Annotated in this window: 14 protein-coding genes; 3 read left to right on the top strand and 11 right to left on the bottom strand. The window is 71.9% G+C overall.

Annotated features, from left to right (window positions below):
* The first annotated feature begins 117 nt into the window (after positions 1–117).
* Both IEY20_RS01820 and IEY20_RS01815 read left to right on the top strand, forming a co-directional pair.
* A complete protein-coding gene (locus IEY20_RS01820) occupies positions 118–591 on the top strand; it encodes an NfeD family protein (RefSeq protein ID WP_229727800.1) in 474 nt (157 codons plus the stop codon).
* Positions 588–1,736 carry an SPFH domain-containing protein gene (locus tag IEY20_RS01815; RefSeq protein WP_175329225.1) on the top strand — a complete coding sequence of 383 codons (1,149 nt, stop codon included), beginning with the start codon at positions 588–590 and terminating at the stop codon, positions 1,734–1,736. Before IEY20_RS01820 ends, IEY20_RS01815 begins: the two co-directional genes overlap by 4 nt.
* Positions 1,737–1,846: 110 nt before the next feature.
* Here the strand turns inward: IEY20_RS01815 and IEY20_RS01810 are convergent, their stop codons facing one another.
* The 9 genes from IEY20_RS01810 to IEY20_RS01770 form a co-directional block, all read right to left on the bottom strand.
* Positions 1,847–2,197 (bottom strand): RNA polymerase-binding protein RbpA, encoded by a 351-nt coding sequence (locus IEY20_RS01810; RefSeq protein WP_022902737.1) that lies wholly within the window; start codon positions 2,195–2,197, stop codon positions 1,847–1,849.
* A 435-nt stretch (positions 2,198–2,632) separates the two neighbouring features.
* Complete coding sequence (gene lnt, locus IEY20_RS01805) at positions 2,633–4,468, bottom strand: apolipoprotein N-acyltransferase (protein WP_229727799.1); 1,836 nt, start codon at positions 4,466–4,468, stop codon at positions 2,633–2,635.
* A gap of 11 nt (positions 4,469–4,479) precedes the next feature.
* Entirely contained in the window at positions 4,480–6,930 is a 2,451-nt protein-coding gene (locus tag IEY20_RS01800; RefSeq protein WP_175329224.1) for a DEAD/DEAH box helicase, read from the bottom strand.
* Positions 6,927–7,679: a twin-arginine translocase subunit TatC gene (gene tatC / locus IEY20_RS01795; protein ID WP_175329373.1), complete on the bottom strand. Its 753-nt coding sequence runs from the start codon at positions 7,677–7,679 to the stop codon at positions 6,927–6,929. The genes IEY20_RS01800 and tatC overlap by 4 nt, the downstream gene beginning before the upstream one ends.
* A 251-nt stretch (positions 7,680–7,930) precedes the next feature.
* Positions 7,931–8,902, bottom strand: a complete 972-nt coding sequence (locus IEY20_RS01790) for a helix-turn-helix transcriptional regulator (RefSeq protein ID WP_175329223.1) — start codon at positions 8,900–8,902, stop codon at positions 7,931–7,933.
* The gene (locus IEY20_RS01785; RefSeq protein WP_229727797.1) at positions 8,895–9,917 is read right to left on the bottom strand and encodes a helix-turn-helix transcriptional regulator; all 1,023 of its coding nucleotides are present in this window, start codon (positions 9,915–9,917) and stop codon (positions 8,895–8,897) included. Before IEY20_RS01785 ends, IEY20_RS01790 begins: the two co-directional genes overlap by 8 nt.
* A gap of 71 nt (positions 9,918–9,988) precedes the next feature.
* Entirely contained in the window at positions 9,989–10,921 is a 933-nt protein-coding gene (locus IEY20_RS01780; protein ID WP_175329222.1) for an FKBP-type peptidyl-prolyl cis-trans isomerase, read from the bottom strand.
* Between the two features lie 10 nt (positions 10,922–10,931).
* Positions 10,932–12,002: a tRNA (adenine-N1)-methyltransferase gene (locus IEY20_RS01775; RefSeq protein ID WP_175329371.1), complete on the bottom strand. Its 1,071-nt coding sequence runs from the start codon at positions 12,000–12,002 to the stop codon at positions 10,932–10,934.
* A 71-nt stretch (positions 12,003–12,073) separates the two neighbouring features.
* Positions 12,074–12,856 carry an HAD family hydrolase gene (locus IEY20_RS01770; RefSeq protein ID WP_307839804.1) on the bottom strand — a complete coding sequence of 261 codons (783 nt, stop codon included), beginning with the start codon at positions 12,854–12,856 and terminating at the stop codon, positions 12,074–12,076.
* Positions 12,857–13,026: 170 nt separating this feature from the next.
* Between IEY20_RS01770 and IEY20_RS01765 the strand changes: the two genes are divergently transcribed.
* Positions 13,027–13,947, top strand: coding sequence for a proteasome assembly chaperone family protein (locus tag IEY20_RS01765; protein ID WP_175329221.1), 921 nt, complete (start codon positions 13,027–13,029; stop codon positions 13,945–13,947).
* 231 nt (positions 13,948–14,178) lie between these two features.
* On the opposite strand, the gene mshC is transcribed toward IEY20_RS01765, so the two are convergent.
* Together mshC and IEY20_RS01755 are read right to left on the bottom strand one after the other, a co-directional pair.
* A complete protein-coding gene (gene mshC, locus IEY20_RS01760) occupies positions 14,179–15,420 on the bottom strand; it encodes a cysteine--1-D-myo-inosityl 2-amino-2-deoxy-alpha-D-glucopyranoside ligase (protein ID WP_175329220.1) in 1,242 nt (413 codons plus the stop codon).
* Complete coding sequence (locus tag IEY20_RS01755; RefSeq protein ID WP_175329219.1) at positions 15,417–16,247, bottom strand: undecaprenyl-diphosphate phosphatase; 831 nt, start codon at positions 16,245–16,247, stop codon at positions 15,417–15,419. Before IEY20_RS01755 ends, mshC begins: the two co-directional genes overlap by 4 nt.
* Between the last annotated feature and the right edge of the window lie 50 nt (positions 16,248–16,297).

Raw genomic sequence — 16,297 nt, 5'->3', positions numbered from 1 at the left:
CCGCAACGAGCCTACCGTCCGGCGCCCCCGTGTCGGTCGCAGTTGATATGTTGAACGGAGTTGGATCGGCCGTCGCGACGCAGCGAACGGCGTGCGCGACCGAGGGAGGGAGATCGCGTGTCCGGACCTGATTGGATCCAGACCATCGTGTGGATCGGCCTGGTGCTGATCCTGGGGGTGGTCGAGATCTTCACGCTCGACTTCATCTTCATCATGCTCGCAGCAGGCGCCGCCGGTGGCCTGGTCGCCGCGCTGCTCGGAGCGCCGTGGTGGCTCTCCGCGCTGGTCGCAGCCGCGCTGGCCCTGCTGCTGCTCCTGCTCGTCCGACCGCGGCTCCTGCACGCCCTGAACCGCGGCGCGGACCCGCACCGCACCGGTATCGACGGGCTGGTGGGCCTCTCCGGCACGGTGGCCGTCGCCTTCACGTCCTCGTCGCCCGGTCAGGTCCGCCTCGCGAACGGCGAGACCTGGAGCGCGCGCCTCGCCGGTGACCCCTCCGATCGTCTGCCCGCCCTGGGCACCCCCGTCGTCGTCGAGTCCATCGAAGGCTCGACCGCCGTCGTCCGCATCAACCAGAAAGACGTCTCATGACCCTCTCAACGGGGACGATCCTGCTCCTCCTGCTCATCCTGGTCGTCGTCATCTTCGTGATCGTCGTGCTCGCTCGCGCGATCCGGATCGTGCCGCAGGCCACCGCGGGCATCGTCGAACGCCTCGGGAAGTACCACAAGACGCTCAGCCCGGGGCTGAACCTCCTGGTGCCGTTCATCGACCGTCTCCGGCCGCTCATCGACATGCGTGAGCAGGTCGTCTCGTTCCCGCCGCAGCCGGTGATCACCGAGGACAACCTGGTGGTCTCCATCGACACCGTCGTCTACTTCCAGGTGACGGACGCGCGGGCCGCGACCTACGAGATCGCGAACTACCTCGGGGCGGTGGAGCAGCTCACCACGACGACGCTCCGCAACGTCGTCGGTGGCCTGAACCTCGAAGAGGCCCTCACGAGCCGCGACAACATCAACGGTCAGCTCCGCGTCGTCCTCGACGAGGCGACGGGCAAGTGGGGCATCCGCGTCGGCCGCGTCGAACTGAAGGCGATCGAGCCGCCCGTGTCGATCCAGGACGCGATGGAGCAGCAGCTCCGAGCCGAACGGAACCGTCGTGCGGCGATCCTGCAGGCCGAAGGAACGAAGCAGTCGGCGATCCTCGAGGCCGAGGGCCAGCGGCAGGCAGCGATCCTCCAGGCCGAGGGTGACGCCAAGGCCCAGGTGCTCCGTGCCGAAGGTGAAGCGCAGGCGATCGCGACGGTGTTCGACGCGATCCACACCGGGGACCCGGACGAGAAGCTGCTGTCCTACCAGTACCTGCAGACCCTGCCGAAGCTGGCCGAGGGCACGGCGAACAAGCTCTGGATGATCCCGAGCGAGTTCACGAAGGCGCTGTCCGGCATCGCCGAGGGCTGCACCGCGGGACGCAGCGGCGGTGCGCCGTCGGCCGGCGGCACAGGCGGAGCTGACTTCCTCGCGCGGATCTCGAAGCTGGCGAACGAGAGCCTGGCGAACACGGCTGCAGCGAACACCGCGGCCAGCGCTGCTCCGCGTCCGGATGCGACCGCGGCCGACATCGTGCCGGAGTCCGACCTCGACCAGCGGCTGGCGGACTCCGACAAGAGCGTTGACCAACGACTCGCGGCGGCTGACGAAGCGACCGACCGGGAGCTCGGCGACACCAAGTAGCCCGCAGCACGCGACGACGCCCGCCTCGGTTCTCCGTGGCGGGCGTCGTCGCGTTGCTTGGTGCTTCCGACCTCAGCCGTGTTGCAGCAGCGAGGTGGTCGATCAGTGGGTCAGGCTCCGCGGCGGGCGCGGAGGAACTGCAACCGTTCCTCGAGCAGTTCCTCGAGTTCCTCACGGGAGCGCCGCTCGAGCAGCATGTCCCAGTGGGTGCGTGGTGCCTTGACGTCCTCTTCGGCGACCTCGACGGGCACGCCGTCATCACCGAGCAGTCGTCCTTCGCGCCCGGAGCGAGGGTCCGACCAGGTCGATGGGACCTCTGCTTCGGCCGAGAAGATCACGTCGAAGGTCTCGCCGGAGTCCGCCTGGTAGACGGCGCGCTTCCGGTCGGAGAGTTCGACTCCTTCTTCGCTCTGGAGACTCTGACTCCCGAGTCGCATGCCGCGAAGACTTCGATCAGCCATCTGTGTGCTCCTTCCGCTCGTCGTCCTGCCCTGCACAACACTGTTCCACCAGTGTTCGTTCCTCGACCCGTGCATTCACAGTGCGTTCCCAGAGGGCGGCGCCGGGAGCGGGGATGTCGCGCGATCCGGCGTCGTGCGAAGTGCGCGGGCGGGGTGGCAGCGGTCGGGGGACGTCGGTGCAGAACGACCGCGCCGATGTCGTACGACGACGGCGGTGTCGCTACCCCGCGCGCGCGATCGTCAGCGGGCGCAAAGAACGACGGCGCCGATGTCGCACGACGACGGCGGCGTCGCACGACGACGGCGGCGTCGGGGCGACGACCCACCCCCGCGCGCGCGATCGTCAGCGGGCGCAAAGAGCGACGGCGCCGATGTCGCACGACAACGGCGGTGTCGTTCCGGGGCGACGACCCTCCCCCGCGCGCGCGATCGTCATCACCGGCCGTGCCCGTCTCGCCGTCGCCGCGCCCACGGAGCGCACGCGAGCAGCACGAGCAGCCCCCCGAGCGACACGAGCAACGTCACGGGGCCGGAGAACAGCGTCGCCGGCGTCGTCCCGGTCCCGAGCGGCACGTCCGTCACCATCGACGTGGCGGTGTACGCCGGCACCTTGTCGATCGTCCGTCCGCTCGGGTCGATCACCTGCGACGCCCCGACGGTCGAGATGTTCACGAGGGACCGCCCCGTCTCGATCGCCCGCATCCGCGCGATCTCGAGCTGCTGCAGGTTCTCGTCGGTGCCGTCGAAGTCGGCGTTGTTCGTCTGCGCCAGGATGACCCGCGCTCCCCCACGAGCCATGTCCGTCGTGAGGCCGTCGTCGACGATGTCGAAGCAGATCGATATCCCGGCCTTGATGCCCGCGACGCTGAGGACGTTCGGCTTGGTGCCCGGGGTGTAGTCGCGCTGCAGCAGCCCGATGAGCGAGGGTGCGAGCTTCGAGAAGAACCACCGGTCCGGGACGTACTCGCCGAACGGGACGGGCCGCTTCTTGTCGTAGGAGGACTGCCAGCCGTCGGCGGTCCACACGAACGAGGTGTTGTGGAGCACGCCGGACCGCGTCTGGGTGATCGCGCCAGCGACGATCGGCGCACCCACGGACGTGACGACGGAGTCGAGCGCCGACGCCACGGCCGGCTGCTGCCGCGGGTCGAACTCCGCGGACGCCTCCGGCCAGACGACGAGGTCGACGCCCTTCGCCTCGACGTCGGTGGCGGCGAGCTGCGCGGCGAGCACTTCTCCCGGGCTCGCGCCGTCGAAGTAGCCCGCCGGCCCGTTGCCCTGCACCGACTCGATGCGGATCGTGCCGTCGATCGCGGTCGGCCACGCAGGCACGGCGAGCACGGCGCCGACGAGGAGTCCGGCGGTCGCGATCCGCACCGGGGGCCGGAACGACCTGCCGAGCTCGGTGGGGACGACGAGCGCGAGCGACACGATGACCGCGACGCAGTAGACGACGACGAAGGTCAGGCCGAGCACCCCGAAGTACGCGGCCAGGTGCGTGAACGGGCCCTGCGACTGCGAGAGGCCGACGCGCCCCCACGCGAACCCGCCGTAGGGCCAGCTCCCCGAGAACCACTCGCGCCCGGTCCAGAGTGCCGCGACCACCGCCGGGAGGCCCCACACCCGCCCGGCGGTCGACGGCACCACGCGTGCGACCCACCGGTAGGCGAGCGCGATCGCGACGCTGCCGAGCGCCAGGTACGCGGCCTCGAGGAGCGCGAGGGCGAACCACGGGACCGGGCCCAGGTAGCGGCCGGCCCAGGAGATCGCGGGCACCCAGAACGCCACCCCGGCCAGGTACCCGAGCCATGCCGCGCGGCGGGCGCGCTGCCCCATCACGGCGACGAGCAGGCACGCCACCGCGGGGTACGCGAGGAACCACCAGCCGGGCGACGGGAAGGACAGCGCGAGCAGGATCCCGCCGATCACGGCGAGCGGGAACGCAACGCCGATCGGCAGCGCCCGGAACGGCTCCCCCGCACCCGTGTCGCCGACCGCCGGACCGACCGCGGCGCCGCGACGCCCACGCCCACGCGCTACACGGCGCCCGCCGGACGCGAAGCGTTCACCGGGCGCCAGGCCCGGGCCCCCCGCCCGCCCCCCGTCGGAGCGACGGCCCGCGCCGATCCACCGAGCAGGCGCGTCGGACCCGGCGCCCTGCGGACGCACGTCGGACCCGGCGCCCTGCGGACGCACGTCGGACCCGGCGTCCTGCGGACGCACGTCGGACCCGGCGTCCTGCGGACGCACGTCGGACTCGGAACCAGGCACCGGGCCTCCCGTCAGACCGTCGCGTAGGCGACGATGCCGCGGCGGACCGCGTCCGTCGCACGCCGCGCGGTCTGCGCGAGGTCCGGATCGCCCGCGTTGCGGACCTGGTCGAGGAGGTCGATCACCTGCTTGCACCAGCGCACGAAGTCACCGGCCGGCATGTCGAGCGTCCGGAGGACGTCGTCGAGCGCGGAGCCCGACGCCCACCGGAACATCCCGACCGCCATCGCCGGTGTGGGCGGCTGCGAGCCCGCGAGCCGCGCGTCCCGCTCGATGTCGTCGAGGCGGGCCCAGATCGTCAGGGTCTCGTCGAGCGCGGGGCGGAAGGCACCGCGCGGCAGGGCGTGCTCCGTTCCGGGGGCGTCCTCGCGTCGGGGCTGGTACACGATCGTGGAGGCCATCGCGGCGAGCTGCGCGGGCGTGAGCTCCTTCCACACGCCGGCCTCGAGGCACTCGGCGACGAGCAGGTCACGGTCGCCGTAGATCCGCTGCAGACGACGCCCACCGGCGGCGACCGTGGCCTCGCCGGAGCCGTCGTCCGTCGCGACGAGGTAGCCGAGCTGCAGGAGCACGTCCGTCACCCGGTCGAACGTCGTGGCGACGGCGCCGGTGCGCGACCGGATCTGCTGCACGAGCTTGTCGTTGGCGCGCTTCAGCTTGTACCAGCGCTCGGCCCAGCGGGCGTGGGCTTCGCGGTCGGGGCAGGCGTGGCAGGGGTGCCGCTGCATTCGACGTCGGACGTCGGTGATCGCGGCCTGGCGTTCCTTGCGGGCACCGTGCGAGGCCTCGCGGCCACCGGGGACGTTCGTGCGCTCGAGGTCCGAGAGCTCGCGCCGCAGCGCCGCGTACTCGGTGAAGTCGCCGAGGTGGCAGGTCATCGCCTGGCGGTAGCCGTCGAGGGACTCCTGCTGCGACCGCACCTTGCGCGCCAGGTCGACCACGGACCGGTCGGCCTGGAACTGCGCGAACGACGTCTCGAGGACTTCGCGGGTGCGACTCCGTCCGAACTGGTCGATGAGGTTCACGGCCATGTTGTAGGTCGGCTTGAACGACGAGTTCAGCGGGTAGGTGCGTCGGCTGGCGAGCGAGGCGACGGCCTGCGGGTCGAGGCCGTCGGTCCACTGGATCACCGAATGACCCTCGACGTCGATGCCGCGGCGGCCCGCACGACCGGTGAGCTGCGTGTACTCCCCCGGCGTGATCGGCACGCGCGCCTCGCCGTTGAACTTCTCGAGCTTCTCCAGCACCACGGTGCGGGCGGGCATGTTGACGCCGAGGGCGAGGGTCTCCGTCGCGAAGACGACCTTGAGGAGCTTCCGCTGGAAGAGGTCCTCGACGACCTCCTTGAACGCCGGGAGGAGCCCCGCGTGGTGCGCCGCGACGCCCCGCTCGAGGCCTTCGAGCCACTCCCAGTACCCGAGGACGGCGAGGTCCTCGTCGAGCAGGGTACGGCAGTGGTACTCCGCCGACTCGCGGATCTCCCGACGCTCGTCCGCGGTGGTCAGCGACAGCCCAGAGCGGAGGACGTTGCGGACACCCTGGTCGCAGCCGGCGCGGCTGAACACGAAGAAGATCGCCGGCAGGAGCATCCGGTCGTCGAGCATGTGGGCGATCTGCTCGCGGTACAGCTTCTCGGTGCGCGGCCCCCGACGGTCGTGGTAGCCGCCCCGGCCCCGTCCGCCGCGGTGTCCGCCGCCGTGCCGCTCGCTCCGCGACGCTCCCCCGACCAGGCGGAGGACCTCGGGGTTCACGCGGTTCGTGGCTGCTGCGCCGCTGGAGTCGAACAGGTCGACCATCTTCGAGCCGACGAGGACGTGCTGTTCCAGCGGGACCGGGCGGTCCTCGGAGACGATGACGTCGGTGTCGCCGCGGACGGTCTGCAGCCAGTCACCGAACTCCTCGGCGTTCGACACGGTCGCGCTCAGCGAGACCAGCCGGACCTCGGTCGGCAGGTGGAGGATGACCTCTTCCCACACGGCGCCGCGGAACCGGTCGGCGAGGTAGTGGACCTCGTCGAGCACGACCCACGCGAGGTCGTCGAGGAGGTCGGAGTCCGCGTAGATCATGTTCCGCAGGACCTCGGTGGTCATCACGACCACGCGCGCCCGCGGGTTGACGTTCGTGTCGCCGGTGAGCAGGCCGACCTCGGTCTCGCCGTAGGCCTGGACGAGTTCGGCGTACTTCTGGTTGCTCAGGGCCTTCATCGGCGTGGTGTAGAACACCTTCGCCGTCGGCTGGCGCATCGCCAGCCAGATCGCGAACTCGGCCACGATCGTCTTGCCCGCGCCGGTCGGGGCCGCCACCAGGACGCTTCGGCCCTGGTCGATGGCGCCGCAGGCGGCGAACTGGAACGGGTCCAGGTCGAAGCGCAGGTCGGACCGGAACAGCTCGAGGTTGCGCGAGCGGTTCCGGACCTTCGCCGCCGCGTAGCGCTCGGCGGGGCTGAGGTCCGTGTTCGTCACAGTCCGTACTCTTCGTCCAGCTTCGCCTGCCGCTTCGCCATGCGTCGATCATGCACCCACGCCACCGCGCACGCTGCGATGTAGAGCACCACCATCGGGACGGCGAGCAGGAACATCGAGATGACGTCGGCCGAGGGCGTCACCATCGCGCAGAACACCAGGATGCAGAGGATCGCCACGCGCCACGACTTGATGATCGCGGACGCGGAGAGCACGCCGACGAAGTTCAGCAGCACCAGGAAGACGGGCAGCACGAACGCGATGCCGACCGCCACGATGAGCTTGATGACGAAGTTGTAGTAGGCCTTCGCGTCGACGATCGAGGTGTCCTGGGTCGACACGAAGCTGCCGAGGATCTGCACCACGTGCGGCAGGATGTACCACCCGAACCAGCAGCCGGCGAAGAACAGCGGGATGGCGGTGCCGAGGAACCCGAAGACGTACTGCTTCTCACGACGCACCAGCGCGGGCACGATGAACGCCCATATCTGGTAGAGCCACACCGGGCTCGAGATCACGATGCCGATGGTGATCGCGATCTGCAGCTTGAGGTCGAACGCGCCCGTGATCATCGGGAAGTTGAGCTCCGCGGTGTGCCCACCGATCTCGGCGAGCTGCGTGACCGGCTGCCGGAGCGCGTCGAGCACGAAGGGCGTCAGGAACCAGCCGCCGATCGCGCACACCACCACCGCGATGACCGCGCGGAAGAGACGGTTGCGCAGCTCGATGAGGTGCTGCCCGAGCGACATGCGACCCTCGGCGTCCTTCTTCGGACGCCCGGGCCGCTTCGCTCGCCCGCTTGCGGTCGTCGAAGCCATGCGCCGATCTTACGGGACCCGACCGACACCGCACGCCGTGTGCGCGCGCTCGCACAGGCGGCCTGGAGGCACGGTGAGGGGCCGCCACGCGCCTCCCGGCCGGTGGGTGGTGACGGTGGCACCGACGCAGGCGGGCGTTGCCACGCGTCGCGCCCGCGACGGGATGGTCGGCCGCTCGGCGCTCAGGCCTCCGCGAGTGCGGCGGCGGCGAAGTCGCGGATCGCCGCCCGCGCTGCCGGCGGATCGAGCACCACGGCACGACCGGGCAACCCCGCGACGAGCCGCACGACTCCGTCGAACCCGTTCGACGCCGCGAGTCGGATCCGGACCCGACCGTCCTCATCGGGCAGGTCGGCGGTGTCCGCGAGGAAGTCCGCCACGAGCGGCAGCGACGACGAGTCGAGCTCGACCGTGACGATGACGTCCTCGCGGGACTGCTGGAACAGCGTGTCGGGGATCGCCACGTCCGCCGCAGTGGTCGTGACCGCGCGCTCCTCGATCCGCACGGCGGACATCCGGTCGAGCCGGAACGTCCGGAGCGCCTGCCGGTCGAGGTCCCACGCGCGCAGGTACCAGTCCGTGTCGATCGACTCGACGCGGAGCGGGTCGACCCGGCGCGTGCCGCCTTGGGTCCGGGGGCCGGCGTAGTCGAACACGAGCCCGCGCCCTTCGGCCATCGCACGGCGGATCGTCGCGAGGGTGGCGTCGTGGAGGTCCTGTCCGACGGCCACGGTCGAGGCGGCACCGCCGGCGCCGCGCGACAGCTTGGCCATGAGCGCACGGATGGCGTCGCGGTCGGCGGCCTCCGGGAGCGCCGAGAGGTACTGCAGCCCCGCGATGAGCGCCGAGGCCTCACGGGCGGACAGCCGGGGCGAGTCGTCGATCGCGACGAGGTTCGTCAGCACGATCATGTCGTTCTGGTCGAAGTCGTCCCACGCGATGTCGAACAGGTCGCCGTGCTGGTACTGCATGGTCTCGCCGGGCACCCCGGACACCGCGATGAGCTCGACGGCCCGGCGGATCCGGGCTTCCGGTACCCCGAAGTGCCGCGCGGCCTCGGCCACCGAGACCCGCTCACGGTCGATGAGGTACGGCACGAGGGCGAGCAGGAACGCGAGTTTGTCCTGCGCCTGGAGCGGCTGCTGCTCAACCACGGACGTCCCCCTCGTGGTCGGCGACGAGCGCTCGGAGCCGGGCGGTCACCCGGTCGCGGAGGTCGTCGGGTTCGAGCACGCGGACCTCGGGCCCGAAGGCCGCGAGTTCCTCGGCGAGGATCTGCGGATCGACGTGGTGGAGCGCGAGCGTGCCGTCGGGTTCGGTCGCGGTGTCGCGGCGACGGGAGAGCCGGCGTTCGGCGTCCGACCCCGGCACCACGTGGATGCGTGCGGTGCGGGTCGCCCAGATGCGGTCGAGCTCGGCGAGGGTCCGCTCCGCCGCGCCGGCCGGGGCCGGGTGTCGGCCGACCTCGTACTGGGTCACGGGGCCGACGATGCGCGACAGCAGGTAGTTCTTGTCGGAGTCCGTCGCGAACTCGTGCGCCGCGAGCATCCACCGCCCGCCGTGCTGCACGAGGGCGAGCGGCGCGAGCTCGCGGCGGCGGGCCTCGTGCTGCCCGGGCGTGATGTAGTCGAAGCGCACCGCCGCGGCCCGGTCGAGCGCCGAACGGAGCGGTTCGAAGGCGGCGTCACGGGCGCGGAGCCGCGGCGCGTAGGCGTCCATCCCGAGCACGCCGGAGGCTGCGTCGTCCTCGGCGCCGGCCGACCGGACCTTCAGCAGCGCGCGGCGTGAGTCGGCGGACAGCGCGCCCTCGCGCCACGCCATCGCCGCGAGGGTCAGCAGCGCCGACTCGTCCGGCGTGAACCGGACGTCGAGGGGCAGGTCGTACTCGCCCTTCGGGATGCGGTACCGGAGTGTCTGGTTGTTGCCCGCCGCGCCGGGGGTCTCGATCGTCTCGAGCGGGATCCCGAGGTCGCGCACGTCGTCCTTGTCGCGCTCGAACTGGCGCTCGAGCGAGGCGTTGTCCCCGCCCTGGGTCCACCGCTGCCGGTAGCCCTGGACGTTCGCCAGGATCTCGGCCTTCGTCAGCCCGGACTCCGTGGACAGCAGCGCGAGCACCAGGCTGAACAGCCGCTCCTCGGCAGGCACACGGGCAACTCGGGACGCTGGCACAGGCCGATCCTACGGCAGCGCGGGTGCACCGGAGTGCACCCGCGCCGGGGCCCGTGGACGGTGCTCGCGGGTCAGCGCGGCATCGCTCCGAGGAGGTCGATCACGTAGACGTCGGTCGAGCCCTGGTTGTGCACGACGGCGAGCACCTGGTCGCCGACGCGGTGTCCGACGATGGCGTTGCGGACGCCGTCGATGACCTGGCCCTTGGCGAGGGGCACGGCCTGCGCGCCCGAGCCGTCCGTCCAGCTCGACCCGGTGACCGACGGGTCCGAGCTCCAGGTCACGGCGGTGTACTTGATGATCGCCGTGTCCTTCGCGGTGAGCTTCGTGCCCGAGCCCTTGCGCAGCAGGTGCAGCTCGTCGGACTTCGGGGCGTCCCACGACGGGATGGTGACGCCGGGCGCTCCGGACGGCGCGAGCACGACGGCGGGCATGCCGTCGCCGGCGAGCTGCGGGGTGCCGGTCGCCCGGGAGTCGAACGCGCGCTTGACGTCGATGACGGCGATGACGGCGTCCTCGGCCTTGGTGCTCGACGACGAGCCCGCGGTGCCGGACGAGCTGCTCAGCGCGCTCTTCGGCAGCGCGACGGCGAGGCGGTCGCCGACGTGGGCGCACTCGACGGCCTCGCCGAGCGCGCCGTAGTTCGCGGCTCCGGCCGTGATCGGGGCGGTCGTGCCGGAGTAGCCGCTCGTCTGGGCGACCTTGCCGGTCTCGCCGTCGACGACCGTGTACTCGATCAGGACGGGCGTGCCGTCCTCGACCTCGCGCCCGGTGCCCTCCTTGAGCACCGACACCTGGGTGCCCTTCGTGGTGAGCCCGGCGGGGACGGAGACCTTCGGCTCCTCGCCGAACGCGCCGGTGGCCGTCACGGCCTCGGACGCGGCACCCGGACGGTCACAGCTCGACGGGGTCGTCCCGGCGCCGCTCGCAGCGCACGCCGTCAGCGACGCGGCGAGTCCGAGGGTGACCAGGAGCGCGGGGATGGTTCGATGCAGGACGGGCACGGTCGGTACTCTACCGGTCGTCCCCACGGGCCCCGGACGCGTCGTCCGCAGCCGGGGCAGCGTCCACAGCGTCGGACGCGGCTTCCGCGGCCGCGACCCGCCGGGCCTGCGCCGCCGCCTGCCGGGCGACCTTCCGGAGCTTCTTGTCGCTCGCGCTGCGCTCCCCCACCGCGCCGGGCGTCCAGGCCTCGACGTCCTCGTCCGAGAACTCCGCCTTGCCCGCGCGGCGCTTGAGGTTCGGCAGCACGACGCCGTCGGCGAGGCGCCGGGCGGTGACGAGGAACCCGGTGTGCCCCACCATGCGGTGGTCCGGACGCACGGCGAGGCCCTCGACGTGCCACGTCCGCACGAGCGTCTCGCTCGGCATCGGGTCCGTGAAGCGCCCGGTGTCGCGCAGGGCCTCGGCGGTGCGGGAGAGCTGGGTGACGGTCGCCACGTAGCAGACGACGAGGCCACCGGGGGCGAGGGCGTCGGCGGCCGCGTCGACGCACTCCCACGGTGCGAGCATGTCGAGGACCACGCGGTCGACGCTCTGCGGCTCGGTGGCCTCGGGCAGCGCCTCGACGAGGTCGCCCACGGTCACGGACCAGTTGTCCGGGACGGCGCCCAGGAACGTCCCGACGTTGCCGCGGGCGATCGCCGCGAACTCCTCGCGGCGCTCGAACGACTGCAGCCGGCCGGTCGGACCGATCGCGCGGAGCAGGAAGAGCGAGAGCGCGCCCGACCCGACGCCCGCCTCGACGACACGCGCGCCCGGGAAGACGTCGGCGAACGCGACGATCTGCGCGGCGTCCTTCGGGTAGACGATCGCCGCACCGCGCGGCATCGACATCACGTAGTCGTTGAGGAGCGGCCGCAGGGCGAGGTACTCGTCGCCGGTGGTCGCGCGGATGACGGAGCCGTCCGGCTGGCCGATGACGTCGTCGTGCTTCAGGACTCCGCGGTGGGTGTGGTACTCCCCGCCGGTCTCGAGCGAGAGCGTCGTCAGCTTGCCCTTCGGACCGGTCAGCTGCACGCGGTCGCCGGAGCGGAAGGGGCCCCGCGGCGGCGTGTGCGGGGCACCGCCGGCGGTGTGCGGCAGCGACGCTGCCGCGTCGTCCGGGTGGGAGGCGCGGATCGCCGCCGCCTCGTCGCCGACGTGGTCGAGGTCGCTCACCGGGCACCGTCCTCGGTCACCGCGGCGTCCGAGGGCACCTGCACCGTGCCGCTCCCCGCCGGCACGGCCTGCTCGTCGGACGCGGCGGCGCGCGCGGCGAGCGCGGGCGTCGTCAACTCGACCAGGCGGTCGACGTCGACGCCGTCGAGGGTCGTCAGGTGGACGTCGCCACCGGCGATGTCGTCCAGCGGCACGATGTGCTCGACCGCGATCGTGACGGCGCCGGAGGCGACGGCCGACGCGACACCGGTGGCGGAGTCCTCGATCGCGACGCAGGCGGTCGGCTCGACGCCGAGCTGCGCGGCGGCCGACAGGTAGGCGTCCGGGAACGGCTTCGGGCGCTCGACGTCGTCGCCGGCGACGACGACGCGGAAGCCGCGCGCGCCGAGGGCGTCGGCGGCGACCAGGGCCATCGACCGACGCGACATCGTGACGAGGGCGGTCGGGATGCCGCGGTCGTGCAGCTCCTCGACGAGCTCGCGTGCACCGGGCCGCCACGGCAGGTCGTCGTGACGGAGGCGGTCCGACACGTACTCGGTCATCCAGAGGACGATCTCCTCGACCTCCATGTCGACGCCACGGTCGCGGAGGATCTCGCCGGAGCGCTCGAGCCCGGAGCCGACGAGCGACAGGCCGTCCTCGTGCGTCCAGGTCGCACCGAAGCGTTGGGTCAGCTCGACCTGGGACTGCTGCCAGATCGGTTCGGTGTCGATGATCGTGCCGTCCATGTCCCACAGCACGGCTGCGGGCAGGACTCGGTCGGGGCGCTGGGCGGTCACGGGCGACGAGTCTACCGGGCGGTGCCCGGGGTCCCGGGCCGCCCGGCGTTCCGCTGCGGGCGGATTGCTGCTCGGCGGGGCGCAGGACGGGCCTACAGTGGTTGCCTGGTCAACGTCCCACGCGCGCGGTCCGCACGAGCGGCCCACGCCATCTCCAGGAGGTCCGCTCCGTGCCACAGCACTCCCCCTTCAGCGACGGCCGACTCCTCGTCGTCGCGTTCGAGGGCTGGAACGACGCGGGCGAGGCCGCGAGCGGTCTGGCCCGGCGGATCGTCGACGCGCTCGAGCTCGACGAGCTCCGCGAGATCGACGGGGAGCGCTACGTCGACTACCAGTTCAACCGTCCCACGGTCGGCTCGGACGACGACGGCACCCGCGGCATCCAGTGGCCCCGCATCGTCCTGCACGGCCCCGGGGCGGACGGGCGACCCGTCGTCGGTGCGACCGGCTCCGAGAGCGAGCGGGACGTCTACGTGCTCGTCGGGCCCGAGCCCTCGCGGACCTGGCGGGCGTTCTGCGCCGAGGTGATCGACCTCATCGACGTGTACTCGATCGACGCCGTCGTGTTCGTCGGCGCGATGCTCGCCGACGTGCCGCACACCCGGCCGATCTCGGTCTTCGTGTCGAGCGAGAACGCGGGCGTCCGCGCCGCGTTCGACGTCGACAAGTCGTCGTACGAGGGGCCGACGGGCATCCTCGGGGTGCTCGCCGACGCCGTCGACAAGGCCGGCCTCACGACCCTGTCGCTCTGGGCCTCGGTGCCGCACTACGTGCACAACTCCCCGTCGCCGAAGGCCACCCTGTCGCTGCTCGACAAGATCGAGGAGCTCACGGACGTCACCGTTCCCCGGGGCTCCCTGCTCGACGACGCGACGGAGTGGGAGGAGGGCATCGACGCCCTCGCTGCAGACGACGAGGACATGGCGAGCTACATCGGGCAGCTCGAGCAGGCGCGGGACACGGTGGACTCGCCCGAGGCCTCGGGTGACGCGATCGCGCAGGAGTTCGAGCAGTACCTCCGCCGACGGGAGCGCAAGGACGGCGGGACCGCGGGCGGCGAGGGCTTCCGGCCGCCGCAGCCGCCGCAGTAGGGCGACGCGGCGCGGGCGCGGCGCGCTCGGGCCCGGCCGTGCCGCCGGTCACGACTCCCCGCTCAGGTCCGTCGAGCGGTCAGGAACGGTCGCTCAGCCCGCCCTGGACCGACGGTTCGTGACCGCCCGCCGGCATCCGCGCGGGGTGGGCGCCGAACACCAGGGAGCACGAGCACGGGCACGAGCGTGAACACACGCACCCGCACGCCGGACCGCCCGGCAGCCCGCGGATCAGCCCAGGCGGATGCCGAGCAGGGCGTCGATGACGTCGACGAGCTCGGGCGTCGCCGCCGTCCCGCCCGCGAGCGCCGTGTCGACCGCGGCGACCGCACCCGGCGTGTCGAGGTCGTCGGCGACGCGGGCGCGGATGCGTGCGATGACGTCCGCTGCGTCGTCGGCGTGTGACGGCGCTCCCTCGGACCATGCGTCCCACGACGCCAGCCGCGTGGTGGCCGACTCGAGCTCGGCGGGGAACCACTCCCAGTCGTCGGAGTACTTGTGCGACAGGAGCGCGAGGCGGATGGCGCGCGGGTCGGCACCGTCGTCGAGGAGCCCCCGCACGGTGACCAGGTTGCCGAGTGACTTCGAGATCTTCTCGCCCTGGTAGGCGATCATTCCCGTGTGGACGTAGGCGTTCGCGAGCGGCTGGTGCGCGAGCGCAGCGGCGTGCCCGGCGCTCATCTCGTGGTGCGGGAAGACCAAGTCGCTCCCGCCACCCTGCACGCTGATCGGCAGACCCAGCTTGTCGCCGGCGATCACGCTGCACTCGATGTGCCACCCCGGGCGGCCCGGGCCGAGTTCGGTGTCCCAGCTGGGTTCGCCGTCACGTGCGGCACGCCAGAGCAGCGGGTCGAGCGGATCGCGCTTGCCCGGACGTTCCGGGTCGCCGCCGCGCTCCGCCGAGAGGGCGAGCATGGTCTCGCGGTCGAGGCGGCTCTCGTCGCCGAGCGCCCATGCCTCGGTCGGACGGTTGACGTCGAAGTAGACGTCGTCGCCATCGGAGCCGTCGGTCGGTACGTCGTAGGCGTACCCGGTCTCCTGCAGGAACGCCACGGCCTCGGCGACCCGGTCGACCTCGTCGGTGACGGCCACGTAGTCGTCCGGCGGGAGGATCCGCAGCGCCTCCATGTCCCGTCGGAAGAGGTCGATCTGCGACGCGGCGAGCTCGCGCCAGTCGACGCCGTCGCGCGCCGCGCGCTCGAGCAACGGGTCGTCGACGTCGGTCGTGTTCTGCGCGTAGTCGACGTCGAGACCGGCGTCCCGCCAGGCGCGGACGAGCGTGTCGAACGCGAGGTACGTCGCGGCGTGCCCGAGGTGGGTGGCGTCGTACGGGGTGATGCCGCAGACGTACAACGCCGCGCGCTCCTCACCCCGCGTCGGGTCGACGGGCTTGCCCGCAGCCGTGTCGTGCACGACCGGACGCGGACCGGTGCCGGGGACGGACGGGAGGACGGGGGCCTGCCAGGCCCTCACGGCTGGATCACACCAAGCGACAGCAACACGATGAGAACGATACCGAGTGCGATCCGGTAGACCACGAAGGGCAGGAAGCTGCGCTTGCTGATGTAGTTCATGAACGCGGCGATCACGACGAACCCGACCACGAACGCGACCACCGTGGCGACGAGCGTGTCGACCAGGCCGAACGGTGCGCCGCTGTCACCGAGGCTCGTCGCTGCCTCGTAGAGACCGGACAGGAACACCGCCGGCACCGCGAGCAGGAACGCGAAGCGGGCGGCCGCCGGGCGGGTGTAGCCGAGGGCGAGCCCCATCGAGACCGTTGCACCCGCGCGGGAGACGCCCGGCACCAGGGCGAGCATCTGCGCCACGCCGATCAGCAAACCGCCGCCGAACGTCATGTGTTCGATCCGACGGGCCTTCTTGCCCACGACGTCGAGGACGCCGAGGACGATGCCGAACCCGATGAGCACGATCGCCACGATCCACAGCGATCGGAACGTGGTCTCGATCGAGTCCTTCAGCAGCAGACCGGCGACACCGATCGGGATCGTGCCGAGGATCACCAGCCACCCGAGGCGGGCGTCGGGGTCGTTCCGCGGGACCGTCCGGCCGGACAGCGACCGGAACCAGCGCCCGACGATCCGGGTGATGTCCTTCCAGAAGTAGATGAGCACCGCGGTCTCGGTGCCGAGCTGCGTCACGGCCGTGAACGCTGCGCCGGGGTCCTGCGCGTCCGGCAGGAACAGCCCGACGATGCGCAGGTGCGCGCTCGACGAGACGGGGAGGAACTCGGTGAGCCCCTGGACGAAGCCGAGGAAGATCGCCTCGAGGATGTGCATGGCACCGGCCTTCCGGGGAGGAGGTCTGTCAGGACACCGCCACGAGGGCG

The sequence above is a fragment of the Curtobacterium luteum genome (assembly GCF_014646995.1).
Taxonomy (GTDB): Bacteria; Actinomycetota; Actinomycetes; order Actinomycetales; family Microbacteriaceae; genus Curtobacterium; species Curtobacterium luteum.
The sequence above is the reverse complement of the archived record's forward strand: the minus strand, read 5'-3'. Positions and strand labels throughout refer to the sequence as shown.